Here is a 26,186-nt window from a genome sequence, read left to right on the forward strand (position 1 = left end):
AGCGCCGCCAGCGCCCGGCCCGGATCGGGCAGCGCCATTGCGCGCAACACAGCCAGCCGCTCGGGCCGGGCGCGGCGGCGGGCGGGCGGGCGCAGGTCGATCAGGCTGCCGCCGCCAATGGTGCGCCGGGCCGAGGTGTCGCGCAGGATGAAACGCTCGCCCCAGGCGGCAGCGACGGGGCGGTCGAGGACGATCTGTGCAAGGCCGGTCGCGCCGGGGGCGATCGGGCCTTGCAGCGGCACGATGCGGGCGCCGGTCTCGGCCGCGCCCAGATGCAGGCGGGCGGGAAACCATGTGGCCAGCGGCTTCGGCTCGCTGTCGAGCACCCGCAGGCTGACGTCGAGGCGCTGGGTCGGGGCGTGCAGGGCAGGGTCCAGCACCACGTCGCCGCGATGGATCGCCTCGCGCGTCACGCCCTCTCCGGCCAGGTTCAGGGCGCAGCGCTGGCCGGCAAGGCCGGCGTCGGCCTTGCGGTTCTGGGCGTGGATGCCGCGCAGCCGGGCGGCCAGGCCCGAGGGGCTGATGGCCACATGATCGCCGGTCGCGACCCGGCCGGAAAGCACGGTGCCGGTGACGACGGTGCCGGCGCCGACCAGGGTGAAGCTGCGATCGACGACCATGCGAAAGCGCGCCCCGGTGGCGCGGGCAGCGGTCTGCGCCTCGGCCTCGGCCAGGGCGGTGCGCAGCGGCTCGATCCCGGCGCCGGTCAGGGACGAGACCGGAAAGACCGGCGCGCCGGCCAAGCCGGTCGGAGCCAGCAGCGCCGCGATCTCGGCGCCAAGCGCGGCGATGCGGGCGGGTCGGGCCAGGTCGGCCTTGGTCAGCGCGACGATGCCGCGGGTGATGCCCAAGAGGTCGAGGATCGCCAGATGCTCGCGCGTCTGCGGCATGATGCCGTCATCGGCGGCGACGACCAGCAGGGCAAGGTCGATGCCGCCGGCACCGGCCAGCATGGTATGGAGGAATTTCTCGTGCCCCGGCACATCGACAAAGCCGGTGATGCGACCGCCGCCCAGGTCGGCATAGGCGAAACCAAGCTCGATGGTGATGCCGCGGGCCTTTTCCTCGGCCAGCCGGTCGGTATCGGTGCCGGTCAGCGCCTTGACCAGCGCGGTCTTGCCGTGGTCGATATGGCCGGCCGTCCCGACGATCATGCCAGCGCGTCGAGCAGCGCCGCGTCATCCGGGAGGCAGCGCAGGTCGAGGATCAGCGCGCCGTCATGGATGCGGCCGATGATCGGGGTCGGCAGGCCGCGCAGCCGTTCGGCCAGCGCCTCGGGCCGTGGGGTCAGGGCCAGGCCGGCGCTGGGGATGGTCTCGGTCGGCAGCGCGCCCGAGCCGATCTGGCTGGCGCAATCGCTGACGGTGGCGGTGCAGCCCAGGGCTTCGGCGACGCGGGGCGCCAGACGTTCGGCCTGCGCCCTGATCTCGGCCTGCGGGCGCGACAGCAGGCGCAGGGTCGGCAGGCGCTCGGCCAGGCGATCGGGGTCGCGATAGAGGCGCAGCGTCGCTTCGGTCGCCGCGATGCGGATCTTATCGAGGCGCAGGGCGCGTTTCAGCGGGTTGCGGTTGATCGCCGCGATGATCTCGCGCCGGCCGACGATGAAGCCGGCCTGCGGCCCGCCCAGCAGCTTGTCGCCGGAAAAGGTCACGACATCGGCGCCCTCGGCCACCGCCTCGGCCACGGTGGGTTCGGGCGAAAGGCCCCAGCGGCGCAGATCGACCAGGGTGCCCGAGCCCAGGTCATTGACCATGGGCAGGCCCGCCTCGTGGGCGATGGCGGCCAGTTCGGGGGCGGGGACGTCCTTGGTGAAACCCTCGATGCGATAGTTCGAGGTATGGACCTTCATCAGCAGCCCGGTCTCGGGGCCGATGGCCTCGCGGTAGTCGCGGGCATGGGTGCGGTTGGTGGTGCCGACCTCGCGCAGCTTGCAGCCGGCCTGCTCCATGATCGCGGGCATGCGGAAGGCGCCGCCGATCTCGATCAGCTCGCCGCGCGAGACCACGGCCTCGCGACCGCGGGCCAGGGTGTTCAGCACGATCAGCACGGCGGCGGCGTTGTTGTTGACGACCGTGGCGTCCTCGGCCCCGGTCAGCGCGCACAGGAGCCCGCGCAGGTGGCTGTCGCGTTCGCCGCGGCCGCCGCTGTCGAGGTCGAATTCCAGCGCGGCAGGCGCGCGCATGGCGGCCAGCGCCGCCCGTATGGCCTGTTCGGCCAGCAGCGCCCGGCCCAGGTTGGTATGCAGCACGGTGCCGGTCAGGTTCAGCACCGGGCGCAGCTTCGATTGCGCCTGTGCCGCCAGCCGGGCGGCGGCGGCATCCCGGATCGCCGGCGCATCCGGCAGCGGATCGGGCGGCACAGCGCGGATCGCGGCCAGTTCGGCCCGCAGCGCCTCGGTCACCGGCGCCCGACCATGCGCGGCGATCAGCGGTCCGCAATCGGCCAGCAGCCGGTCCACCGAGGGCAGCGCGCGCAGACCGCCCATCAATAGCCCATCAGGAACGGGTTGAAGCCGCCGCGCTGCCATTCCGTCTCGCGCATCATCAGGTCGAGGCCCAGGCTCGCCACATCGTCTGCTACAACTTCCAGTGTCGGGTTCTGGTTCTGATACAAAATCTTGACCCATTGGCCGCATTCCCGGCAGCATTCGGCCTTGACCGTCGCCTTTTCGGTCTCGACCGAGCGATAGGTGATGCCCTGGGTCGAGCCGCAGCGGGTGCATTTCACCCGCACCTCGTTCCAGAGCGTCTGGCAGGTGGCGCAGGCGCAATAGCGCGCACCCTCGGCGCCGATGCTTTCGGTGACAAGGCTGGCGACCGGGCGGCCGCCGCAGGCCGGGCAGGTGCCGGTGCGGATCGCCACCAGCTTGTCCCCGGACAGGACCGAGGCGGCCAGCGCCGCCACCACCTGAAGCGCGGCGGCGGCGAAAAGATGCGGCGCCACGCTGTCCTCGGGAATGGTGTCGGCCAGCAGGTTCGCCATCACCCAGTCGCGCTCGGCAGGTTCGGCCGCGCGCAGGGCGTCAAGCGCCAGCCGGGCGGGCTGCGGCATGTCGACGGCTTCCAGCTTGACGAAAAGCCGCTGCATCGCCCGGTCCAGGTCGCCCCGCATCCGGGCGCGGTCGAGCGGCGGCATCCGCGCGGCCCGGGCCAGTTCGATGCGCTCGGCATCCGGTGGCGCCGGGGCCGGCAGCTCACGCGCCAGTTCCGCCTGCGCCCGGCAGATCGCCGCCAGGAAACGCAGATAGGGCGCCAGATTGGCATTGTGCCCGGCCAGGAAATCGAAGCGCCCGGCGCGGGTCAGGAACAGCGCCTCGGGGTCCGGCAGGCGCGCCAGGGGAACCTTGGCGACGCCGCCGATCATCGAGGGGTCGGGTTTGGGGCTTGCTGACATCGCTTCCTTCGGGCCGACCGGCCACCTTTGGGCTTGCTTGCCCTACTCTGCCGGGCCGCGGCCGTCGCGTCCAGCCAGTTCCCGCAGCCATTTGCGGTGATGGCGCCAAGCCCAGCCGCCGGTGACGGTGCCGCGCGTCATGGCGCGAATGGTGCCGCGGGTCCAGATCGCCGCATAGACATGCAGGATGAAGACCAGGATGATCGCCACCGCCGCCAGCGAATGCACCAGCACCGCCCAGCGCCGCACCGGGATCGAGACCAGATGCGGGAAATACTGTTCCCAGATCATCACGCCCGAGGCGATCAGCACCACGATCAGCACCGACATCGCCCAGAAGACGAATTTCTGCCCGGCATTGTATTTGCCCAGCTCGGGCAGCTTCTCCTCCTCGCCCTTCATCACCTCGCCGATATGCTCGACCCAGGTCACGTCCTCAGGACGCGGCAGGTTCAGCCGCCATAGCTGCAGGAACAGCACCAGGAAGCTGAAGAACAGCAGTACGCCGACGAAGGGGTGCAGCCAGCGCGTGACCTGGCCGCCGCCGAACAGCGCCGTGAGCCCGTAAAGCGACGGGTGGAACAGCGCCATCCCCGAAACCAGCAGCACGATCAGGCTGGCCGCGGTCAGCCAGTGGTTGGCGCGGGTGAAGCCGCGATAGCGGCTGACCGTCACCGGCGCCCTGGTTTCGATATGGTCGCCCGGTTGCGAATAGAGACGCTTTTCCATCACACCCTCTCGGTCCCGGCGCGGGGAATGCCGTGATCGACCAGTTCCTCGGCCTCGTGCTCGTCCTGCTGCGAGACCTTGTTGGCGCGGGCCAGCAGACCGTGCAGGACCGAGCCGACCGCCGCCGCGCCGATGGCGGCAAGGCCGATGGTCTTGGTCACGCCCTTCCAGCCGCGCACCACCGGCGAGATCTGCGGATCCTCGGGCAGGCCGGAATAAAGCGCGGGCTGGTCGGCATGGTGCAGCACGTAGAAGACATGCGCGCCGCCCACGCCCTGCGGGTCGTAGATGCCGGCCTTGTCGTAGCCGCGCGACTTCAGGTCCTCGACGCGGGCCTCGGCATGGGTCAGCATGTCCTCCTTGGTGCCGAAGACGATGGCCTGGGTCGGACAGGCCTTGGCGCAGGCCGGGCCCTGTCCCACCGCCACCCGGTCCGAGCAGAGCGTGCATTTGTAGCTGCGATGGTCGGTCTTGCTGACGCGGGGGATGTTGAAGGGGCAGCCGGTGATGCAATAGCCGCAGCCGATGCAGTTCTCGTGGATGAAATCCACGATGCCGTTGGTATATTGCACGATGGCGCCGGGGGCCGGGCAGGCCTTGAGACAGCCCGGATCGGCGCAATGCATGCAGCCGTCCTTGCGGATCAGCCATTCGAATTCGCCGCTTTCGGGGTTCTCGTATTCCGAGAACCGCATCAGCGTGAACATCTCGGGCGTCAGGTCGTGCGGGTTCTCATAAACGCCGGTGTTGTAGCCGATCTCGGGCTCGGTGTCGTTCCATTCGGCGCAGGCGGCCTGGCAGGCCTTGCAGCCGATGCATTTCGACACGTCGATCAGCTTGGCCACCGGCGTCAGCTCGCGCTCGGGCGGCGGCAGATCGGGCATGGCCGAGGCGCGGATCACGTCGCCCGGCCCCAGATTGGCCTTCATCGGCTGCACCGGCGGGTTCGAGACCGCGGTGCGCGGACTGTCGAGGCTGGGATCCGTCGTCATGACACGGCCTCCCCTTCAGCGGGTTCGATATTGACCAAGAACGCCTTGAACTCGGGCGTCTGGATGTTGGCGTCGCCGACGAAGGGCGTCAGGCTGTTCGGCCCGAAGCCCTTGCGCGCCGCGCCGGTAAAGCCCCAGTGCAGCGGGATCCCCACGATATGCACGGTCTTGCCGTCGCAGGTCAGCGGCCGGATGCGTTTCGTCACCACGGCCTTGGCCCAGACCTCGCCCCGGTTCGACCAGACCCGCACCCGCCCGCCGCGGGCGATGCCCTTCTCGGCCGCCAGTTCCTCGCTGATCTCGACGAAGAATTCCGGCTGCAGCGCCGCGTTGATGCGGTTGTGCTTGGTCCAGAAGTGGAAATGCTCGGTCAGGCGGTAGGAGGTGGCGACGAAGGGAAAGGCGTCGCTGGTGCCGAGCTGCTTCAGGTCCTCCTCGAAGATCCGTGCCGCCGGATTGCCCAGCAGCTTCGGGTTCAGGGGGTTGGCCACCGGGCTTTCGAAGGGTTCCATATGGGTGGGGAAGGGCCCGTCCACCATCAGCTTGCGCACGAACAGCCGGCCGGTGCCCTCGTTGGTCATGATGAAGGGCATGACTTCTTCCGGCCTGGCGGTGACGGCGATGTCGGGCACGTCGTAGCCGGTCCATTGCTGGCCGTCCCATTCGATCAGCTTGCGGTCGGGATCCCAGGGCTTGCCGGACAGGTCCGCCGAGGCGCGGTTGTAGAGGATGCGCCGGTTCGCCGGCCAGGAGAAGGACCAGTTCGGGAAGGTGCCGGCATCGCCGGGGTCGGAATTGTCCCGCCGCGCCATCATGTTGCCGTCCTGGGTCCAGGAGCCGGTGAAGATCCAGCAGCCCGACATGGTGGTGCCATCGTCGCGCAAGAGGCCGAAGCCCGACAGCTGCGCGCCGGCCGGAACCAGCAGCTTGCCCGGATCCTTGGGATCGTAGAGATCGGCCAGCGCCCGGCCGTTCATCTCTTTCGCCAGTTCCTCGGCGCTGGGTTCATGGGGATCCTTGTAGTCCCAGCTGAGATTGACGATCGGATCGGGGAAGACGCCGCCCTCGGTCCGGTAAAGCTCGCGCAGGCGCTGGAATAGGTTGCCCATGATCCAGGTGTCCGGCCGCGCCTGGCCCGGCGGAGTCGCGCCCGCCCAGTGCCATTGCAGCCAGCGGCCCGAGTTGATCGTCGCACCCTCGTCCTCGGCGAAGCAGGTGGTGGGAAGCTCGATCACCTCGGTCTGGATCGAAGCCGGGTCCACGTCGTTGTAGATGCCATGATCCTGCCAGAAGGCGGCGGTCTCGGTCTGCAGCGGGTCCATGACCACCAGCAGCTTCAGCCGCGACAGCGCCCGCGTGACCTTGGCCCGGTTGGGAAAGGACAGCATCGGGTTGAAGCCCTGGCAGAAATACAGGTTCACCTCGCCCCTGGCCATCATGTCGAACATGCGCAGGATGTCATAGGTCGGCACGTCCAGCTTGGGCAGGTAGTGATAGGCCCAATCGTTGCCGGCCGTGGCGGCATCGCCCCACATCGCCTTCTGGAACGAGACCATGAACTTGCGGTAGTTCTGCCAGTAGCTGGTCTGGCCCGGCCGCAGCGGCGCATTGCCCTTGGTGGACATGTAGGTCTTGAAATCGACCTCGCTGTCGCGGGGGATGCTCAGATAGCCGGGGATCAGGTTCGACATCAGGCCGAGATCGGTCAGGCCCTGGATGTTGGAATGCCCGCGCAGCGCGTTCACCCCGCCGCCGCGCATGCCGATATTGCCCAGGATCAGCTGCAGCATCGCCATGCCGCGGATGTTCTGCGCGCCCTTGGCGTGCTGGGTCCAGCCCAGGGCATACATCGAGGTCATCACCTTGTCCGGCGCCGAGCATTCGCCGATCGCCTCGCAGATATGCAGGAAGCGATCGCGGGGCGTGCCGGTCACGCGCTCGACGAATTCCGGGGTGTAGACATCGACATGCGCCTTGAGCAGGTTCCAGACGCAGCGCGGATCCTGCAGGGTCGGATCCACCAAGGCGAAACCGTCATCGCCGATCTGGTATTCCCAGTCGCTCATGTCATAGGCGCGCTTGTCGGCGTCGTAGCCGTTGAACAGGCCCTCGCTCCAGCCATAGCCCTCCTTCACCAGGAAGGCGGCGTTGGTGTAGTGGCGGACATAGTCCCACTGCACCTTGTCGTTCTCGATGCACCAGCGGATCACCCCCATCAGGAAGGCGATGTCGGTGCCGGGGCGGATCGGGGCATAGTAATCCGCCACGCTGGCCGTGCGGGTGAAGCGCGGATCGACCACGATCAGCCGGGCGCCGCGCGTGGCCTTGGCCTCGGTCACCCATTTGAAGCCGCAGGGATGCGCCTCGGCCGCGTTCCCGCCCATGACGATCACGAGGTCGGTGTTCTTGATGTCGGTCCAGGCGTTGGTCATCGCGCCACGGCCAAATGTCGGGCCCAAACTGGACACCGTCGGGCCGTGTCAGACGCGCGCCTGGTTGTCGAATCCTACGATGCCCAGCGAACGGACGACCTTGTAGGTGGCCCAGGCCGTTTCGTTGGTGCTGCCGGACGCGGCGAGGAAGCCGGCGGTGGTCCAGCGGTTGACGGTCTGACCCTCGGCGTTCTTCTCGATGAAGTTCGCGTCTCGGTCGTCCTTGATGGCGCGGGCGATCTTGTCGAAGGCCTCGTCCCAGCTGATGTCCTGCCAGTCGCTGGCGCCGGGGGCGCGATAGCGCGGCTTGGTGGCGCGGGTCTCGGACCGGACGAAATCCTTCAGCGCCGAGCCCTTGGGGCAAAGCGTGCCGCGGTTGGTCGGGTGATCCGCATCGCCCTCGATATGGATCAGCTCGGCCTTTTCGCCGGCCTTCAGATCCCCCTTGGAATACATGATGATGCCGCAGGCGACCGAGCAATAGGTGCAGATGTTGCGCGTCTCGGTGGTCGAGGCCAGCTTGAAGGCGCGCACATGCGCCTGTTCCGCCGCCTCCGCCTCGCCGAAGCCCATGGCCCCCAGCGATGTCGCCGCGACGCCCGCACCCGCCAGTTTCAGGAAACCGCGGCGTGAGAGGTCGATGTTCATCGGTGCCCCCTTTTGCCTGTCGAAGAGATAGGTACGGGGTCAGGATCGCGCGGTATGGTAGCCATGTCAAGCTTGGCAAGGAAAGGGGCGGACCTTTCGGCCCGCCCGATTTTCCCCAGAAAACAAGGGGTTTTTGTCAGGCTTGCGCCCTGGTCGCCGGCCGGTCAGACCTCGACCGAGACGGCGCCGATCGGATGCGAGCAGCAGGCCAGGATATAGCCGTCCTCGATATCCTCGTCGGTGATGCCGCCGTTATGGACCATGTGCACCTCGCCGGCGGTCTTCCGGACCTTGCAGGTGCCGCACAGGCCGAAGGTGCAGCCCGAGGGAATGTTCAGCCCGTTGGCCTTGGCCACCGCCAGCACCGTGTCGGTCTCGTGGCATTTCGCCACCACGCCCGAGCTTTCGAAGGTGATCTGCGCGGCGCTGTCCTCGTCCGGGACCACGTCGTCCAGCACCGGGGCCTCGGATTCGTTGCGGATCGGGGCGCCGAAGCTTTCCTGGTGGTAATGGTCCATGTCGAAGCCGAGCGCGATCAGCATGTCGCGCACCGCCTGCATGAAGGGTTCGGGGCCGCAGCAGAACACCTCGCGCTCAAGGTAATCCGGCGCCATCAGGCCCAGCATGATCTGGTTCAACCGGCCGCGATAGCCGTGCCAGGTGCGGAACGGGTCCGATTCCTCGACCGTGAAACGCAGCTGCAGGCCCGGCACCCGGTCGGCCATGCCCTCCAGCCGCTGGCGGAAGATGATCTCGCTGGGGCTGCGGGCGGCATGGACGAAGACGATGTCCGGCATCTCGCCCGAATCCCAGGCCCAGGTGGTCATCGACATCACCGGGGTGATGCCCGAGCCGGCCGAGATGAACAGGTATTTCGGCGCCTCGTGCCGCACGAAGGAGAAGATCCCCGCCGGCCCGAAGGCCTTCAGCCGCATGCCCGGCCGCAGATGGTCGATCATCCAGCGCCCGCCGACGCTGCCCGGCTGCGCCTTGACCGTGACCGAGATGGACAGCGGCCGCGACGGGCTGGAGCTGATCGTATAGGTCCGCTGCACGTTGCCGCCGGGCACCGGCAGGTCCAGGGTGACGAACTGGCCGGGTTGGTAGTCGAAATAGGCCCCTGACGGCGCACGAAAGGTGAAGGTGGCGGTGTCCGATGTCTCGGGCACCACCATCACGCATTCCAGCGGCTCGTCGTCCTTCCACGGCTTGTCGCCGAATGCCTTGACCAGGACCGCCATTATTCCGCCGCCATGGCCGGGCGCGGCGACAGGCGATCCAGCATCTGCCGCACATACCAGTCGACGAAATGGATCACGCCCTCTTCTTGGTGGGGCGAATAGGGGCCGGGCTCATAGGCCGGGGACAGGATGCCCTTCTGGTTCTCCTCGACCACGCGGCGGTCCTCGTCATTGGTGGCCAGCCAGACCTCGGTCAGCTTCTGCAGGTCGTAGTCGACACCCTCGACCGCGTCCTTGTGGACCAGCCATTTCGAGGTCACCTCGGTCTCGGTCGGCGAGATCGGCAGTAGCCGGAAGACGATGGCATGATCGGGCAGGAAGTGGTTCCAGCTCGACGGGAAGTGATAGAACATCAGGCTGCCGGCATCGTTCCACGGGATCGTGCCCATGCGCCGGTTCACCGCCGCCTTGGTGGACATGGTGAAGCTTTCGGCATTGTTCAGCAGCGGCACGCGGGCGAAGCGCCATTGCATCCCCGGCTCGTTCACGAAGCGCGCCGGCAGGCCGGCCTTGTCGCAGCGATCCCAATGCGACAGGATCTCGGGCGAGGCGGCGTTCGGCCCTTCCATCACCGTCATCAGCGGGTTGTCGGAATAGGTCCGGCAGAGCGAGGGGTGGCTGCCGCCGCAATGGTAGCATTCGCGGTTGTTCTCGATCACCAGCTTCCAGTTGCCCTTCTCGACGATGGTCGAGGTGAAGGCCACCTTGGCGTTCGACAGGTCGCTGGCGCCGACATAGTCGCGCAGATAGCCGCCCAGGTGTTCGAAATCCGGCGGGTTGTCAGCCAGGCAGACGAAGACCATGCCGCCCTCGGTGCGGCAATGCACCGGCTTCAGGCTGAATTTCGACGGGTCGAAATCCGGACCCATGTCGCGGGCGAACAGCAGCTTGCCGTCCAGGTCGTAGGTCCACTGGTGATAGGGGCAGACAAGCTTGGGCGAGGTGCCGTTCTGCTTGGGGCAGAGCCGCTGGCCGCGATGGCGGCAGACGTTGTGGAAGGCGCGGATCTGGCCGTCGGCGCCGCGCACGATCACCACCGGATATTCGCCGATCTGCAGCGTGGCGTGGTTGCCGGTCTTGGGGATGTCGCAGGAAGGGATGGCGAAAACCCATTCGCGATACCAGAGATTCTCCAGATCGGCGTGGAAGACGCCCTCATCGCAGTAAAGCTCGCGGCCAAGCGAGAAGTTCTTCTGCCGGTTGGCGAGCGCGTTCAGGATTTCGGCTGTGTTCAGCATGGCATGATTCCGCTGGCTAAAGAGACGTCTGTCTTCAGCAATGCACCCGTTTTGCGGCGGGCAATTCTCCAAATGCGACGCGCGGATGACGGAAACGGACCGCGGCGGATCGCGTTTCCGCGCGGCCCGGCATTCTGGGCGACATCTCTGGATGAGGTCCCGGGGCGGCCGCACCGGCGTCGAGCCGGCCGGTCTGCACAAACCTGTGGATAAGCGCCGGCGACTCGGGAGGCATGTCCTGTGGAGGGATCGCGGCGCCCCCGGGGCCGGTGGACGGACAGCCGGAACGGGTCGCGAACGGCGGCGGTTTCTCCACATGTCCAAAACCTGTGGCAAAGGATCCACATGCTGTGGAAAAGATAAATCCTCACAAGTTTATCCACAGAACATGTTGCTGCAACATTATGAAAAGTACCGATTTTTTCATTAACAGGCCGTTAACGAGATTTTTCTCCCCAGGCCCGGCAGGCTGGGGAAGCTTGCCGCGAAACCGGGATTTCCCGTCATCCACAGGCCCAACCACAACACCATCTTCCTTTATCTTTATCCATTTTTATTGGAGGAGATGGCCACGGAGGTGTCCGATGACCGATTTCCTGGCGCTTGCTTACCCGTGGATCAAAGCCCTGCATGTCATGGCGGTGATTTCCTGGATGGTAGGGCTGTTCTATCTGCCGCGGCTGTTCGTCTATCACGCCGAGCGCGGAAAGATCGGCCAGGAGCCCGTTCAATCCTTTGTCATCATGGAAGAAAAGCTGCTTCGCATGATCATGAACCCCGCCATGGCGGTCGCTTGGGCGGCCGGGCTGGCGCTGGTCCTGACCCCGGGCATCGTCGACTGGACCATGGTTTGGCCCTGGAGCAAGGCGGTAGCCGTGCTGGGCATGAGCTGGTTTCACCTGTGGCTGGCCGCGCAGCGCAAGGCGCTGCTGGCCGGGCGCGGCCTGAGCGGGCGGCGCTACCGGATGATGAACGAGCTGCCGACGCTGCTGATGCTGGTGATCGTGTTTTCGGTGATCGTGAAGTTCTGAAGAATTGACTCGCGGCCGGTTTCTTCCTATGTGAGGGCGGTCCGCCGTCCGGCGGGACTTTTCCAGACACAGTTTCCAGTGCGGCCCGATCCCGTCGGGCATCGCGCATATAGGCAAGCGATGACCGAAGAACGTCTCAACCTGTCCGATCTCAAGGCCAAGAGCCCGGCCGACCTGCTCTCCATGGCCGAGGAATGGGAGATCGAGAACGCCTCGACCATGCGCAAGGGCGAGATGATGTTCTCGATCCTGAAGGAACATGCCGAGGAAGGCTTCGAGATCGGCGGCGACGGCGTGCTCGAGGTGGTGCAGGACGGTTTCGGCTTCCTGCGCTCGACCGAGGCGAACTATCTGCCCGGCCCCGACGACATCTATGTCAGCCCCGACATGATCCGCCAGCATTCGCTGCGCACCGGCGACACGGTCGAGGGGGTGATCCGCGCGCCGGGCGAGAACGAGCGCTATTTTGCCCTGACCAAGGTCGAGCGGATCAATTTCGAGGATCCGGAAAAGGCGCGCCACAAGGTCGCCTTCGACAACCTGACGCCGCTTTATCCCAACGAGCGGCTGAAAATGGAAATCGAGGATCCGACGATCAAGGATCGCTCGGCCCGGATCATCGATCTGGTGGCGCCGATCGGCAAGGGCCAGCGCTCGCTGATCGTGGCACCGCCGCGCACCGGCAAGACGGTGCTGTTGCAGAACATCGCCCACTCGATCGAGAAGAACCATCCCGAATGCTACCTGATCGTGCTGCTGATCGACGAGCGACCCGAGGAGGTGACCGACATGCAGCGTTCGGTGAAGGGCGAGGTGATCTCCTCGACCTTCGACGAACCCGCCAGCCGGCATGTCGCGGTTTCGGAAATGGTGATCGAGAAGGCCAAGCGCCTGGTCGAGCACAAGCGAGATGTTGTAATCCTTCTGGATTCCATCACAAGACTTGGTAGAGCCTTTAACACTGTGGTGCCGAGCTCGGGCAAGGTGCTGACCGGCGGTGTCGATGCGAACGCGCTGCAGCGGCCGAAGCGCTTCTTCGGCGCGGCGCGGAACATCGAGGAGGGCGGCTCGCTGACCATCATCGCCACGGCGCTGATCGACACCGGTTCGCGCATGGACGAGGTGATCTTCGAGGAGTTCAAGGGCACCGGCAACAGCGAAATCGTGCTGGACCGCAAGGTTGCGGACAAGCGCGTCTTCCCGGCCATGGACATCCTGAAATCCGGCACCCGCAAGGAAGAGCTTCTGGTGGATGCCAAGGATCTGCAGAAGACCTATCTGCTGCGCCGCATCCTGAACCCGATGGGTACCACGGATGCGATCGAGTTCCTGATCTCGAAGCTGAAGCAGACCAAGACCAACAGCGAATTCTTCGACTCGATGAACGCCTGACGGCGCGGAGGATGCGGTGGACACGATCTTTGCCGAGGCGACGCCTCCCGGTCGGGGGGGCGTTTCCGTTGTCCGCCTGAGCGGACCGCAGGCGCGCGCCGCATTGGAATCGCTGGTCGGACCGGTTACGGCGCCCCGGGTTGCGGCGCTGCGGGCGGTGCGCGATGGCGAGGATCTGATCGACCGCGCTTTGGTGCTATGGTTCGAGGAGGGGCGTAGCTTCACCGGCGAGGAAGTCGCCGAACTGCATCTGCACGGTGCGCCGGTGATCGCCAACCGTTTGTCTCAAGCGCTACTGGCGCGCGGGCTGCGCCGGGCCGAAGCGGGGGAGTTCACCCGCCGCGCCTTCCTGAACGGCCGCATGGACCTGGCCGAGGCCGAGGGGCTTGCCGATCTGCTTTCGGCCGAGACCGAGGCGCAGCGCAAGCTGGCCATGCGCGCCACGGAAGGAGAACTGGGAAAAACGGCCGACATGCTGAGAGCCTTGCTGGTTCGCGCCGGAGCGCTGATCGAAGCCAGCATCGACTTCGCCGACGAGGACGTGCCGGAAGACGTCCCCGACGAGGTTTTCACGCTGATCGCGACGGTCCGGAACGAAATCCGCGCCATGCTGGCGACCTATCCGGCCACCGAACGACTGCGACAAGGCTATGAGGTGGCGATCATTGGACCTCCGAATGCCGGGAAATCCACGTTGCTGAACCGGATCGGCCAGCGCGAGATCGCCCTGGTGTCGGACATCGCCGGAACGACGCGCGACATTCTGGAGCTTCGCACCGATCTGCGCGGCCTTCCGGTCACTTTCCTGGACACGGCCGGACTGCGCGACAGTGACGATCCGGTCGAGGCGATGGGCGTGGCCCGGGCGATGAAACGGGCGCAGGAGGCCGATCTGCGGATCCATCTCTCAACCGAAGGCCAGGCTGTCGAGGCATCGGGCGCCGACGATATCGTGGTGCGGTCCAAGGCGGACTTGGCGCGCGGATCCGGCATTTCGATATCCGGGTTGACCGGGGAAGGGGTCGCGGAACTGCTCGATCTGGTTTATGATCGGCTGCGAGCCAGGGCAGCCGATTCCGGTCTGGTGGGGCATAAGCGGCAGGCAGAAGCGCTGGAGCGCGCCTTTGCGGGGCTGGAGGTGGACGGGAACACGCCGCCAGAGCTTCTGGCCGAGGCGTTGCGCCAGGCGGCGCAGGCCCTGGCGATGATGGTGGGCCGGGTCGGGGCCGAGGATTACCTGGACGAGATCTTCAGTTCGTTCTGCATCGGGAAGTAGGGTTTCACGTGAAACATTTCGACGTAATCGTAATCGGTGGCGGGCATGCCGGCGTCGAAGCGGCGATGGCCGCGGCGCGCATGGGCGCGCAGACGGCGCTGGTGACGATGAAGCGGGACGATATCGGCACCATGTCCTGCAACCCAGCCATTGGCGGCTTGGGCAAGGGCCATCTGGTGCGCGAGATCGATGCCCTGGACGGCGTAATGGGACGACTGGCCGACGCGGCAGGCATTCAGTTCCGGCTGCTCAATCGCCGCAAAGGGCCGGCGGTGCAAGGACCGCGCGCGCAAGCCGATCGCAAGCTTTATCGGGCAGCGGCGCAAGAAGCCGTTGAAAATCAGCAAGGATTGGCCCTGATCCTGGGCGAGGTCGCGGAGCTGATCCACGAAGCCGGGCAGGTCCTTGGGCTGCGGTTGGCGGATGGCAGCGAGCTGGGCTCGCGCCAGGTCATCCTGACCACGGGCACCTTTCTCAACGGGCTGATCCATATCGGAGAGGTGACGCGCGCCGCCGGCCGCTGGGGCGGTGCGCCCTCGGTCAGCCTTGCCGAATCACTGCGTCCGCTTTCGCTGCCGCTGGGCCGGCTGAAGACCGGCACCCCGCCGCGCATCGAACGCGCAAGCATCGACTGGGACAGGCTAGAACAGCAACCGGGCGATGCGGATCCGGTGATGTTTTCCTATATGAATACGGCGCCATTGGTGCCGCAGATCAGCTGCACCATCACCCATACCAATGCCGAGACGCACCGGGTCATCCGCGACAACCTGGGTCGCTCTGCCATGTATGGCGGTCGCATCGATGGGGTCGGGCCGCGCTATTGCCCGTCGATCGAGGACAAGATCGTCCGTTTCGCGGACAAGGATTCGCACCAGATCTTCCTGGAACCCGAGGGGCTTGACAGCGATCTGGTCTATCCGAACGGCATTTCTACCTCGCTACCAGAGGAGGTGCAGTTGGTCTATGTCCGCTCGATCCGCGGCCTGGAGCAGGCGCGCATCGTTCAGCCGGGCTATGCGGTGGAATATGACTATGTCGATCCGCGTGCGCTCAGCCCGGCGCTGGAGGTCAAGTCGCTTGCCGGCCTGTTCCTGGCCGGGCAGATCAACGGCACCACCGGTTATGAGGAGGCCGCTGCACAGGGTCTGGTGGCGGGCCTGAACGCGGCGCTGAAGGCACAGGGCCGGGCGATGCAGCATTTCAGCCGTTCACAAAGCTATATCGGCGTGATGATCGACGATCTGGTCACCCGTGGCGTAAGCGAACCCTACCGCATGTTCACCTCGCGCGCCGAGTTCCGGCTGTCGTTGCGGGCCGATAATGCCGATCAACGCCTGACGTCGTTGGGAATCGAACTGGGCTGCGTTGGCGAATGTCGCCGCCAGGCTTTCCGTGAGAAAATGCAGCGTTATGAGGCGGCGCGAGATCGGGCCGAGATGATTTCCTTCACGCCCTCGGAGCTGGCGCGCAAGGGCATCGAAGTCCGCCAGGACGGCGCGCGCCGCAGCCTGTTTTCTCTGCTGGCCCAACAGGATATCCCGCAAGATCAGGTGCTTGCGCTCGATGCCGTGCTTTCCGACCATGATCCGCAGACCATCCGGCAGCTCGCCACGGACGCACTTTATCATCAATATACCGAGCGTCAGGGCCGCGATGCCGCTATGCTGCGCAAGGAGGAAGCCGTGCAGATCCCACCTGGCTTCGACTATCGGGCACTGTCCGGGCTTTCCAATGAGCTGAAATCCAAGCTGGAGGCGTTGCGACCTGCCAGCCTTGCGACGGCATCGCAGATCGAGGGCATGACCCCAGCGGCGCTGACCCTGATTTTGGCGGTCATTCGCGCCGGCCAACGCCGCAGTGCATGATGAGTGTTTCACGTGAAACAGAGGCGCAGCTGGCCTGCTATGCCGATCTGCTGCGAAAATGGAATCCGGCCATCAACCTGATCGCGCCGTCCACGGTCGAGCAGATCGAATCGCGCCATATCGCCGATGCCCGCCAACTCGTGGAACTGGCGCAATCCGCGACCGGCACCTGGGTGGATCTGGGTAGCGGCGGAGGGCTGCCCGGGATCGTTCTTGCCGTCTTGCGCCCGGATCTTGCCGTCACGCTGATAGAGAGTGACCAGCGCAAGGCGGTGTTCCTACGCACTGTCTTACGCGAGCTGGCGCTTGGCAATGCCGAGGTAATCAACAAGCGCATCGAGGCCACGGATCGGCTTGAAGCTGCCCAGATCAGCGCACGGGCGCTTGCCCCGCTGGGGCAGCTCATGGCATATGTGGATCGGCACCTTCGCGCCGACGGCACCGCCTGGTTGATGAAGGGCCGGAATTGGCAAGCCGAGGTCAGCGAGGCGCAACGTGACTGGAGATTCGACGTGAAAGCCCATCCCAGCTCCACGGAACCGGACGCCGCCATTCTTGAAATTGCGAGAATTCGTCATGCCTGAAACCCGCATCATTGCCGTCGCGAATCAGAAGGGCGGGGTGGGAAAAACCACCACGGCGATCAATCTGGGCGCCGCCTTGGCTGAACGGGGGCAGCGCGTCATCGTCATCGACCTGGACCCGCAAGGCAATGCCTCGACCGGGCTGGGTGTTCCGCTGGAAGAGCGCGACCTGACCTCCTATGACCTGTTGACCGGCGAGCAGCCGTTGGAGCAGACCCTGCACGACACCGATATCGGCAATCTGCGCATCGTGCCGTCGAATCGCGACTTGGCCTCGGCGGATTTCGAGCTGTCCAGCCGGCCGGGCCGCACTCAACTTCTGCGGCGCAAGCTGTCGCATCCCATTGAATCTGATTACATTCTTATCGATTGCCCGCCGGCCCTGGGGCTGCTGACGGTGAACGCCATGGTGGCGGCGGACAGCGTGCTGGTACCGCTTCAGGCCGAGTTCTATGCTTTGGAGGGGCTGTCGCAGCTGCTGATGACCGTGCGCGAGGTGCGTCAGACCGCCAATCCCGACCTGCGCATCGAGGGCGTGCTGCTGACCATGTCCGATAATCGCAACAACCTGTCGCAGCAGGTTGAGGCGGATGCGCGCAGTACCCTGTCCGGCCTGGTCTATCGCACGGTGATACCGCGCAATGTGCGCTTGTCCGAAGCGCCCTCGCATGCCATGCCGGTGTTGCAGTACGATCCGAATTCCAAGGGAAGCGTCGCCTATCGCGAATTGGCGAAGGAGTTCCTGTCCCGTCAACTCGCGACCGCCTAGGGAGGAAAAATGTCCGAAAACAAGCTGGAAAAGCGTGGCCTGGGCCGGGGTCTTTCGGCCCTGATGGCCGATGTGGACCTGATCCCCTCTGAGCGGCCAGCGCCGCGCCAGATGCTGCCGGTCGAGCAGATGACGCCGAATCCCGACCAGCCGCGGCGCAGCTTTGCCCCCGAGGCGCTGCAGGAACTGGCGGAGTCGCTGAAGAATCGCGGTATGCTGCAGCCCTTGATCGTGCGGCCGCATCCGACCGATCGCGGCCTTTACCAGATCGTCGCCGGTGAACGGCGCTGGCGCGCGGCGCAGATTGCGCAGCTGCACGAGGTTCCGGTCATCGTCCGCGAGCTTAGCGACACCGAGGTTCTGGAAGTCGCGATCGTCGAAAACATCCAGCGTGCCGATCTGAACGCCATCGAGGAAGCGGCCTCCTATCGCCAGCTCATGGACCGCTTCGGCCATACCCAGGAAAAGGTCGCCGAGGCGCTGAACAAGAGCCGCAGCCATATCGCCAACCTGCTGCGCCTGCTGAACCTGCCCGAGCAGGTGCAGACCTGGCTCAAGGAGGGCAAGCTCACCGCCGGCCATGCGCGCGCCCTGATCACCGCGCCGAACGCGGTCGAGCTGGCCCGCAAGGTGATCGAGAAGAACCTGTCGGTGCGCGAGACCGAGGATCTGGTCCGCCGCCAGGCCGAAGGGGCAGGGCCGGCGACGCCCAAGGCCGCCAAGCCGGAAAAGGATGCCGATACCCGCGCCCTGGAAGGCGATCTCTCGGCGCATCTGAAGATGAAGGTGGCGATCAACCATGCCGGCCGGGAAGGCGGGCAGCTGGTGATCACCTATCGCGACCTAGACCAGCTTGATCGGCTTTGCCAGATCCTTGCCGGAAACTGACCATATCTTGTATTTCGATACCTACCAAATACAAAATACGCGATCACATCGGAAAACCCCGGAACATCCGGGGTTTTTCTTTCGGTTCAGCTTGCCGGGGTGGAACTGACCCCGACCTTGGCCGGGCGCAGCAGCCGGTCATGCAGCTGGAAGCCGTTATCCATGACCTGGATGATGTTGCCGGCCATGGTGCCGGGCACTGGCGCCTCGAACATGGCCTCGTGCATCTGCGGGTCGAAACGGTCGCCGATGGCCGGGGTGATGACCTTGATGCCGTGCTTGGCGAAGACGTTGTTCAGCTCGCGCAGGGTCAGTTCGACGCCCTCGATCAACGCGGCTGCAGCCGCGCGCTGCTCTTCGCCGGCGGCATCCAGCGCCCGGCTCAGCGCGTCATGCACCGGCAGCAGGTCGCGGGCCAGCCGCGAGCCGCCATATTGCTCGGCATCGCGGCGCTCCTTGTCGGCGCGCTTGCGGGCGTTCTCGGCATCGGCCAACGCGCGCATGAAGCGGTCGCGGTAATCGTCCCGCTCGGCGATCAGCGCCTCGACATCGGGCGAGGGCGCCTCATCATCGGCCGGCGGGTCAATGATCTCCTCGTCCAGCGGGCTGCCGTTCGGGTTTTCCTTCGTCATGTCCTCATCATCCTTTCCGGCCAGAGATCATCCGGCCGACAAGCTGCGCAGTATAATCCACGATCGGCACGATGCGGCCATAGTTCAGCCGCGTCGGACCGATGACGCCGACCGCGCCAACAATCTTTCGGTCGGCATTCATATAGGGCGAAACCACCAGAGAGGAACCGGAAAGTGAAAAAAGCTTGTTCTCGGAGCCGATGAAAATGCGCACGCCCTCGCCCTGTTCCGCCAGTTCCAGGAATTCGGCGATGTCCCGCTTGCGCTCCAGGTCGTCGAACAGGGTGCGGATGCGGTCCAGATCGGCCAGTTCGTCCGCCAGAAGATTGGCCCGGCCGCGCACGATCAACCGCGGATCGCTGCTTTCGCCGTCCCACAGCGCCAGGCCCGAGGCGACCAGTTCCGCCGCGATGCTGTCCAGTTTCTGCCGGCTCGCCTCGATCTCCCGCGTCACGCTGCGGCGCAACTCGGCCAGGGTACGACCTTCGGCCACGGCGTTCAGGAAGTTCGCCGCCTCGCGCATCGAGCTGGCGGTCTGGCCCGGCGGCGGGGCGAAGACCCGGTTCTCGACCCGGCCGTCGGCAAAGACCAGCACCACCAGCGCCCGGTCAGGCGCAAGGCTGACGAACTCGATATGCCGGACCGGCGCCTCCTGCTTGGGCATCAGCACCAGCGAGGCGCCGTGGGTCAGCGCCGACAGCGCCGTGCTGACCCGGTCCAGCATGGCGCCGGTATCGCCGCTGTCCGGGCCCAGCGTCTCGTCGATCATCTCGCGGTCGCTGGCCGAGACGGGTCCGGCCTCCATCAGCCCGTCCACGAACAGCCGCAGCCCCAGCTGCGTCGGCAGCCGCCCCGCCGAGACATGCGGATGATCCAGCAGGCCCAGATGCTCCAGGTCCTGCATGACGTTGCGGATGGTGGCGGCGCTGATCTTTTCGGTCATGTCGCGGGTCAGGGTGCGCGAGCCGACGGGCTCGCCCGTGGCCAGATAGGCCTCGACCACGCGGCGAAACACCTCGCGCGAGCGGTCGTTCAGGTCGGAAAGCAGCGGAGTTTCAGGCATCGGCGTTCTGTTGAGGGCGTTCACGGGTTGCGGTCATGGGCGTCGGACCTGTATCTGAACGGCAAAACCCCCGAAAGGAATGAAAGATGCGCCCCTCTGGCCGGAATTTAAGTGATATGCGTCCGATTTCAATCGAAACGGGCATCATGCGTCACGCCGAGGGCTCCTGCCTGATCTCCTGCGGCGATACCCGGGTGCTCTGCTCGGCCACCATCGAGGAGAAGGCGCCGCCCTTCCTCAAGGGCTCGGGGCAGGGTTGGGTGACGGCGGAATACGGTATGCTGCCGCGCGCCACCAACAGCCGCAACCGGCGCGAGGCGGCGGCGGGCAAGCAATCCGGCCGCACGCAGGAGATCCAGCGCCTGATCGGCCGCGCGCTGCGCGCCGGCGTCGACCGTCGCGCCCTGGGGGAACGGCAGATCGTCATCGATTGCGACGTGATCCAGGCCGACGGCGGCACCCGCTGCGCCTCGATCACCGGCGGCTGGGTGGCGCTGCGGCTGGCGGTGAACAAGCTTCTGAAGGCCGGGATCATCACCAGCGACCCGATCATGGACCATGTCGCGGCGGTGTCCTGCGGCATCTATGCCGGCCAGCCTATCCTGGACCTGGACTATGCCGAGGACAGCGAGGCCGGCACCGACGGCAATTTCATCATGACCGGCTCGGGCCGGCTGATCGAGGTGCAGATGTCGGCAGAGGGTGCCACCTTCTCGCGCCCCGAGATGAACCAGCTGCTCGACCTGGCCGAAGCCGGCATTGCCGAACTGGTCCGCGCCCAGAACGAGGCCATCGCATGCGCAAGCTGACCGAGAAGAAGCTGCTGGTCGCCACCCACAACCGCGGCAAGCTCGAGGAGATCCGCGCCATGATGGCCCCGCATGGCATCGAGGTCACCTCGGCCGGCGAGCTGGGCCTGCCCGAGCCGCCCGAAACCGAGTCGAGCTTCATCGGCAATGCCCGCATCAAGGCCCGCGCTGCCATGCAGGCCACCGGGCTGCCGGTGCTGGCCGATGACAGCGGCATCACCGTGGACGGGCTGGACGGTGCCCCGGGCGTCTATACTGCCGACTGGGCCGAGACGCCGCAGGGCCGCGACTTCATGCAGGCCATGACCCGCACCTGGCGCGAGCTGGACCAGCGCGGCGTCCCCGAGCCGCGCACCGCCCAGTTCCGTGCCACCCTGATCCTGCTCTGGCCCGACGGGCACGAGGAGATCTTCGAGGGCGTCGCCCCCGGCCGGCTGGTCTGGCCGCCGCGCGGCCAGCAGGGCCACGGCTACGACCCGATCTTCGTGCCCGAGGGCCATGACCTGACCTTTGCCGAGATGGCGCCCGAGCAGAAGAACGCCATCAGCCATCGCGCCCGCGCCTTCCGCAAGCTGGAGACGCTGTTTGCGTAGGATCTCGACCGGCTCGCCCTTCGAAGCGACGCTCGGCTACAGCCGCGCGGTGGTCAAGGGGCCGTGGTGCTTCGTCTCGGGCACCACGGGCTACGATTACGCGGCCATGGCCATGCCCGACAGTGCCGCCGAACAGGCGCGCAACGCCTTCGCCACCATCTTCGCCACCCTGGCCGAGGCGGGCTTCGCGCCCGCCGACATCGTGCGGGTGCAATACACCATCACCGACCCGGCGATCCTCGACGAGATCGCGCCGGTTCTGGGCGAGGCGATGACAGATGCGTTACCGGCCGCGACCATGGTTGTGGCCGGGCTCATCAGACCCGAGATGAAGATCGAAATCGAAGTCACCGCGCTGAAGGAATGACTCTGGACCTGCCAGCTGCCGCCTTGCCGGACCCGGCCGCCAGCACCAGCCTGTCTGACGACTGGCGGGCAGGGGGCTTTGCGCTTTACGTCCATTGGCCCTTTTGCGCCGCGAAATGCCCCTATTGCGATTTCAACAGCCATGTCGCCGCCAGCATCGACCAGCCGCGCTGGCTGGCCGCCTATCGCGCCGAGATTGCCCGGCTGGGCCGCGAACTGCCCGGACGGGTGCTGAACAGCATCTTCTTCGGCGGCGGCACCCCCAGCCTGATGGCGCCGGAAACCGTCGCCGGGGTGATCGAGGCTGCCCGCGCCGCCTGGCCCCTTGCCAACGACATAGAGATCACGCTGGAAGCCAACCCGACCAGCGTCGAGATGGGCCGCTTCCGCGCCTATGCCGACGGCGGCGTCAATCGCGTCTCGATGGGCGTGCAGGCGCTGAACGACGACGATCTGCGCCGGCTGGGCCGCATGCATTCGGCGGCCGAGGCTCGCGCTGCCTTCGACATTGCTCGCGACTGTTTCACGCGGGTCAGCTTCGACCTGATCTATGCCCGCCAGGATCAGGACCGCGCCCATTGGCGGCGCGAGCTGACCCAGGCGCTCGGCATGGCCGTCGATCACCTTTCGGCCTATCAGCTGACCATCGAGCCCGGTACCGCCTTCGGCGCCCGCCATGCGAAAGGCGGGCTGAAGGGCCTGCCCGACGACGACCTGTCCGCCGACCTGTATCTGGACACGCAGGAGATCTGCGCCGCGGCCGGCATGCCCGCCTATGAGGTCTCGAACCATGCCCGGCCCGGTGCGGAAAGCCGGCACAACCTGGTCTATTGGCGGCAGGGCGACTGGGCGGCGGTGGGGCCGGGCGCGCATGGCCGGCTGACGCTGGCCTCGGGCCGCTGGGCGACCGAGGCGCATCCGGCGCCGGGCACCTGGCTGGACGCCGTCGAGACCAGCGGCCATGGCGACAGCCGGCGTGAATTGCTGAGCCTCTCGGACCGGGCGCTGGAATATCTGCTGATGTCCATGCGGCTGGCCGAGGGCATGGAGATCGCCCGCTATCTCGCCCATGGCGCCCGGTTGCTGCGGCAGAGGGTCGAGGACCTGGCCGGGCTGGGCCTCGTGACCCTGGGGCCCGAGCGGCTGGCGGCGACGGCGGCCGGGCGCCCGGTGCTGAACGGTATCCTGCGTGAACTGGCGGAATAACAAGATGCGTTACCTTTGGCTCGCTACCGGCTGGCTGACCCTGTCGGTGGGGGTGATCGGGGTCTTCCTGCCGGTCATGCCCACGGTGCCCTTCCTGCTGGTGGCGGTCTGGGCCTTCGCTCGTTCCTCGCCGCGGCTCGGGGCGCGGATCATGCGGCATCCGAAATTCGGCCCGCCGATCCGGGCCTGGCGCAAGGCCGGCATCATCAGCCGGACCGCCAAGATCTGGGCCGTCGGCGCCATGGCCTGCGGCGTCGGCTGGACGATCCTGCTGGGCCTCGATCCGCGGCTCATCGCCGTGCAGGCGGCGGCCTGCACCGCCGTCGGCGCCTGGCTGGTCACCCGCCCCGAGGCCTGATCCCGCCACCCGGCAACGGCGGCCGGCAATGGCGCTCCGGGCAGCGATTACAACCTTTTGCCCACTTGCGGGCGGCCGGCCATGGCGCGAACCTCGCCCCATCTAGGTTCGCGGGGAGGACTAGGACCATGGTTGATACCTCTGGGGTGAAGATTCATCCGGCCGTCGACAACGGCATCAAGCCGGCGCAGCCCGGCTTTTCCGGCGGCACGCTGCATTGCAAATGCGCCTCGAACCCTGTCCGGGTCGCGGTGCGGGCGCAGACGGCGCATAACCACGTCTGCGGCTGCACCAAATGCTGGAAGCCCGAGGGCGCGATCTTCTCGCAGGTGGCGGTGGTCGGCCGCGACGCGATCGAGGTGCTGGAAGGCGCCGAGAAGCTGGAAATCGTCAATGCCGAGGCGCCGATCCAGCGCCATCGCTGCAAGGAATGCGGCGTGCACATGTATGGCCGGATCGAGAACAGGGACCATCCCTTCTACGGGCTGGATTTCGTCCATACCGAACTGTCGGACGAGCAAGGCTGGTCGGCGCCGGAATTCGCCGCCTTCGTCAGCTCGGTGATCGAATCGGGCGTCGATCCCGGCCGCATGGACGGCATCCGCGCCCGCCTGCGCGAACTGGGGCTCGAACCCTATGACGCCCTGTCGCCGCCGCTGATGGACGCCATCGCGACGCATATCGCCAAGCGATCTGGCGCATTGCCGGCTTGACCGGGACCGTTTCGGCAGGGATCAAGTTCGGGGGCCGGTTTACCGGCCCCTCTGCCATGAAGACAACTGTGACATGAGAAGACCAAGGCCATCCCGGCCCATACGCAAGGAGAGCAAGCCATGAGAACACGCGCCGCCGTCGCCCTGGAGGCCGGGAAGCCGCTCGAGGTCATGGAGGTCAACCTGGAAGGCCCCAAGGCCGGCGAGGTGATGATCGAGATCAAGGCCACCGGCATCTGCCACACCGACGATTTCACCCGCTCGGGCGCCGACCCCGAGGGCCTCTTCCCCTCGATCCTGGGCCATGAGGGCGCCGGCGTGGTGGTCGAGGTCGGCCCCGGCGTCACCTCGGTCAAGCCGGGCGACCATGTCATCCCGCTCTACACCCCGGAATGCCGGCAGTGCCCCTCCTGCCTGTCGCGCAAGACCAATCTCTGCACCGCGATCCGCGCCACCCAGGGCCAGGGCCTGATGCCCGACGGCACCACGCGCTTCTCGATGCTCGACGGCACGCCGATCCATCACTACATGGGCTGCTCGACCTTCTCGAACTACACCGTGCTGCCGGAAATCGCGGTGGCCAAGGTGCGCGAGGACGCGCCCTTCGACAAGATCTGCTATATCGGCTGCGGCGTCACCACCGGCATCGGCGCGGTGATCAACACCGCCAAGGTGGAAATCGGCGCCAAGGCGGTGGTCTTCGGCCTGGGCGGCATCGGCCTGAACGTGCTGCAGGGCCTGCGCATGGCCGGCGCCGACATGATCATCGGCGTCGATCTGAACGACGACAAGAAGCCGATGGCCGAGCATTTCGGCATGACGCATTTCATCAACCCGAAGAATTGCGAGAACGTGGTGCAGGAGATCGTGAACCTGACCAAGACCCCGTTCGACCAGATCGGTGGTGCCGATTACAGCTTCGACTGCACCGGCAATGTCAAGGTGATGCGCGACGCGCTGGAATGCACCCATCGCGGCTGGGGCCAGTCGGTGATCATCGGCGTGGCGCCCGCGGGGGCGGAAATCAGCACCCGGCCGTTCCAGCTGGTCACCGGCCGGGTCTGGAAGGGCACGGCCTTCGGCGGCGCCCGCGGCCGCACCGACGTGCCGCAGATCGTCGACTGGTACATGGACGGCAAGATCGAGATCGACCCGATGATCACCCACACCCTGACGCTGGACGAGATCAACAAGGGCTTCGACTTGATGCATTCGGGCGAATCCATCCGCTCGGTCGTCCTTTACTGATCGTAAAGGCCTGCTTAGTTAAAAGGACGGCGGGGGCGGGCGACCGTGCCCGCCGTCAACATGAAAGGACCGATCATGGCAAAGCATTTCCACCTGGACGACGATGACGACGATGAGGACGAGCGCCGCCAGGAGGGTCAGAAGGACGAGGGGCTCGGCCTGCCCGAGGGTGACAAGATCGGCAAGCTCTATTTCAAGTCGCGCACGGTGATCGTCGCCGGGCCGATCACCGACAAGCTGGCGCAGCGCACCGTGGCGCATCTGCTGGCCCTGGCCGAGGACAGCGACGCCCCGATCAACATGCTGATCAGCTCGCCCGGCGGCCATGTCGAATCCGGCGACATGATCCATGACGTGATCAAGTTCATCCGTCCGACCGTGCGCACCATCGGCTCGGGCTGGGTCGCCTCGGCCGGGGCGCTGATCTTCGTCGGCGCGGAGAAGGAAAACCGCTTCTGCCTGCCCAATACCCGCTTCCTGATCCACCAGCCCTCGGGCGGGATCGGCGGCACCTCGACCGACATGATGATCCAGGCCGAGCAGGTCCGGCTGATGCGCGACCGGCTGAACCAGATCTTCGCCGAGGCCACTGGCCAGAGCGTCGAGCGGATCGAGAAGGACACGCAGCGCGACTTCTGGCTGAACACGCAGGAGGCGCTGGATTACGGCCTGCTGGGCAAGGTGATCCGCTCGGTGGACGAGCTGAAATGAAAGGGC

General features: G+C 66.2%; 25 protein-coding genes. 15 read left to right on the forward strand and 10 right to left on the reverse strand.

The features are described from left to right. The 8 genes from selB to I9P22_RS06505 all read right to left on the reverse strand — a co-directional run. The coding region (gene selB / locus I9P22_RS06465) for a selenocysteine-specific translation elongation factor (protein WP_199258539.1) at nt 1-1,154 on the reverse strand (1,154 nt) is incomplete at its 3' end. Continuing rightward, nucleotides 1,151-2,485, reverse strand: a complete 1,335-nt coding sequence (gene selA / locus I9P22_RS06470) for an L-seryl-tRNA(Sec) selenium transferase (protein WP_199258540.1) — start codon at nt 2,483-2,485, stop codon at nt 1,151-1,153. The genes selB and selA, both read right to left, overlap by 4 nt. Next, on the reverse strand, nt 2,485-3,393 hold the full coding sequence (fdhE, locus tag I9P22_RS06475) for a formate dehydrogenase accessory protein FdhE (protein WP_199258541.1): 909 nt from the start codon (nt 3,391-3,393) through the stop codon (nt 2,485-2,487). Before fdhE ends, selA begins: the two co-directional genes overlap by 1 nt. Nucleotides 3,394-3,435: 42 nt before the next feature. After that, a complete protein-coding gene (locus I9P22_RS06480) occupies nt 3,436-4,122 on the reverse strand; it encodes a formate dehydrogenase subunit gamma (protein WP_199258542.1) in 687 nt (228 codons plus the stop codon). Further along, nucleotides 4,122-5,114 carry a formate dehydrogenase subunit beta gene (gene fdxH / locus I9P22_RS06485; RefSeq protein ID WP_269846631.1) on the reverse strand — a complete coding sequence of 331 codons (993 nt, stop codon included), beginning with the start codon at nt 5,112-5,114 and terminating at the stop codon, nt 4,122-4,124. Before fdxH ends, I9P22_RS06480 begins: the two co-directional genes overlap by 1 nt. Beyond that, nucleotides 5,111-8,194 (reverse strand): formate dehydrogenase-N subunit alpha, encoded by a 3,084-nt coding sequence (fdnG, locus tag I9P22_RS06490; protein WP_269846632.1) that lies wholly within the window; start codon nt 8,192-8,194, stop codon nt 5,111-5,113. The genes fdxH and fdnG overlap by 4 nt, the downstream gene beginning before the upstream one ends. A gap of 164 nt (nt 8,195-8,358) precedes the next feature. Beyond that, nucleotides 8,359-9,435 carry a hybrid-cluster NAD(P)-dependent oxidoreductase gene (locus I9P22_RS06500; protein ID WP_199258544.1) on the reverse strand — a complete coding sequence of 359 codons (1,077 nt, stop codon included), beginning with the start codon at nt 9,433-9,435 and terminating at the stop codon, nt 8,359-8,361. Beyond that, nucleotides 9,435-10,673, reverse strand: coding sequence for an aromatic ring-hydroxylating oxygenase subunit alpha (locus I9P22_RS06505; protein WP_199258545.1), 1,239 nt, complete (start codon nt 10,671-10,673; stop codon nt 9,435-9,437). The genes I9P22_RS06500 and I9P22_RS06505 overlap by 1 nt, the downstream gene beginning before the upstream one ends. Before the next feature lie 584 nt (nt 10,674-11,257). Between I9P22_RS06505 and I9P22_RS06510 the strand changes: the two genes are divergently transcribed. The 7 genes from I9P22_RS06510 to I9P22_RS06540 all read left to right on the forward strand — a co-directional run bounded on the left by I9P22_RS06510 (nt 11,258) and on the right by I9P22_RS06540 (nt 18,481). Then, nucleotides 11,258-11,704 (forward strand): CopD family protein, encoded by a 447-nt coding sequence (locus I9P22_RS06510; protein ID WP_199258546.1) that lies wholly within the window; start codon nt 11,258-11,260, stop codon nt 11,702-11,704. 120 nt (nt 11,705-11,824) lie between these two features. Beyond that, the gene (rho, locus tag I9P22_RS06515) at nt 11,825-13,096 is read left to right on the forward strand and encodes a transcription termination factor Rho (protein ID WP_199258547.1); all 1,272 of its coding nucleotides are present in this window, start codon (nt 11,825-11,827) and stop codon (nt 13,094-13,096) included. A gap of 16 nt (nt 13,097-13,112) precedes the next feature. After that, nucleotides 13,113-14,372, forward strand: coding sequence for a tRNA uridine-5-carboxymethylaminomethyl(34) synthesis GTPase MnmE (gene mnmE / locus I9P22_RS06520; RefSeq protein ID WP_199258548.1), 1,260 nt, complete (start codon nt 13,113-13,115; stop codon nt 14,370-14,372). A gap of 8 nt (nt 14,373-14,380) precedes the next feature. After that, nucleotides 14,381-16,240 carry a tRNA uridine-5-carboxymethylaminomethyl(34) synthesis enzyme MnmG gene (gene mnmG / locus I9P22_RS06525; RefSeq protein ID WP_199258549.1) on the forward strand — a complete coding sequence of 620 codons (1,860 nt, stop codon included), beginning with the start codon at nt 14,381-14,383 and terminating at the stop codon, nt 16,238-16,240. After that, entirely contained in the window at nt 16,240-16,824 is a 585-nt protein-coding gene (rsmG, locus tag I9P22_RS06530) for a 16S rRNA (guanine(527)-N(7))-methyltransferase RsmG (RefSeq protein WP_199258550.1), read from the forward strand. Before mnmG ends, rsmG begins: the two co-directional genes overlap by 1 nt. Next, nucleotides 16,817-17,593 (forward strand): ParA family protein, encoded by a 777-nt coding sequence (locus I9P22_RS06535; RefSeq protein WP_199258551.1) that lies wholly within the window; start codon nt 16,817-16,819, stop codon nt 17,591-17,593. Before rsmG ends, I9P22_RS06535 begins: the two co-directional genes overlap by 8 nt. Before the next feature lie 9 nt (nt 17,594-17,602). Further along, nucleotides 17,603-18,481, forward strand: a complete 879-nt coding sequence (locus tag I9P22_RS06540) for a ParB/RepB/Spo0J family partition protein (RefSeq protein WP_199258552.1) — start codon at nt 17,603-17,605, stop codon at nt 18,479-18,481. Nucleotides 18,482-18,567: 86 nt separating this feature from the next. On the opposite strand, the gene I9P22_RS06545 is transcribed toward I9P22_RS06540, so the two are convergent. Together I9P22_RS06545 and hrcA are read right to left on the reverse strand one after the other, a co-directional pair. Further along, a complete protein-coding gene (locus I9P22_RS06545; protein ID WP_199258553.1) occupies nt 18,568-19,113 on the reverse strand; it encodes a nucleotide exchange factor GrpE in 546 nt (181 codons plus the stop codon). Between the two features lie 7 nt (nt 19,114-19,120). Then, nucleotides 19,121-20,176, reverse strand: coding sequence for a heat-inducible transcriptional repressor HrcA (hrcA, locus tag I9P22_RS06550; protein ID WP_199258554.1), 1,056 nt, complete (start codon nt 20,174-20,176; stop codon nt 19,121-19,123). Nucleotides 20,177-20,262: 86 nt separating this feature from the next. On the opposite strand from hrcA, the gene rph reads away from it, so the two are divergent. The 8 genes from rph (at nt 20,263) to I9P22_RS06590 (ending at nt 26,180) form a co-directional block, all read left to right on the forward strand. Then, a complete protein-coding gene (gene rph / locus I9P22_RS06555) occupies nt 20,263-20,985 on the forward strand; it encodes a ribonuclease PH (RefSeq protein WP_199258555.1) in 723 nt (240 codons plus the stop codon). Beyond that, nucleotides 20,973-21,578, forward strand: a complete 606-nt coding sequence (gene rdgB / locus I9P22_RS06560; protein ID WP_199258556.1) for an RdgB/HAM1 family non-canonical purine NTP pyrophosphatase — start codon at nt 20,973-20,975, stop codon at nt 21,576-21,578. Before rph ends, rdgB begins: the two co-directional genes overlap by 13 nt. Beyond that, on the forward strand, nt 21,571-21,945 hold the full coding sequence (locus I9P22_RS06565; protein WP_199258557.1) for a RidA family protein: 375 nt from the start codon (nt 21,571-21,573) through the stop codon (nt 21,943-21,945). Before rdgB ends, I9P22_RS06565 begins: the two co-directional genes overlap by 8 nt. After that, nucleotides 21,942-23,150, forward strand: coding sequence for a radical SAM family heme chaperone HemW (gene hemW / locus I9P22_RS06570; protein ID WP_199258558.1), 1,209 nt, complete (start codon nt 21,942-21,944; stop codon nt 23,148-23,150). Before I9P22_RS06565 ends, hemW begins: the two co-directional genes overlap by 4 nt. Before the next feature lie 4 nt (nt 23,151-23,154). Continuing rightward, entirely contained in the window at nt 23,155-23,508 is a 354-nt protein-coding gene (locus tag I9P22_RS06575; protein ID WP_199258559.1) for a YbaN family protein, read from the forward strand. A 128-nt stretch (nt 23,509-23,636) separates the two neighbouring features. Then, entirely contained in the window at nt 23,637-24,221 is a 585-nt protein-coding gene (gene gfa / locus I9P22_RS06580; RefSeq protein WP_199258560.1) for an S-(hydroxymethyl)glutathione synthase, read from the forward strand. A gap of 120 nt (nt 24,222-24,341) precedes the next feature. Next, complete coding sequence (locus I9P22_RS06585; protein ID WP_199258561.1) at nt 24,342-25,469, forward strand: S-(hydroxymethyl)glutathione dehydrogenase/class III alcohol dehydrogenase; 1,128 nt, start codon at nt 24,342-24,344, stop codon at nt 25,467-25,469. 75 nt (nt 25,470-25,544) lie between these two features. Further along, complete coding sequence (locus I9P22_RS06590) at nt 25,545-26,180, forward strand: ATP-dependent Clp protease proteolytic subunit (RefSeq protein WP_199258562.1); 636 nt, start codon at nt 25,545-25,547, stop codon at nt 26,178-26,180. Nucleotides 26,181-26,186: the final 6 nt, after the last annotated feature.

This window comes from Paracoccus binzhouensis (assembly GCF_016446475.1).
Lineage (GTDB): Bacteria > Pseudomonadota > Alphaproteobacteria > Rhodobacterales > Rhodobacteraceae > Paracoccus > Paracoccus binzhouensis.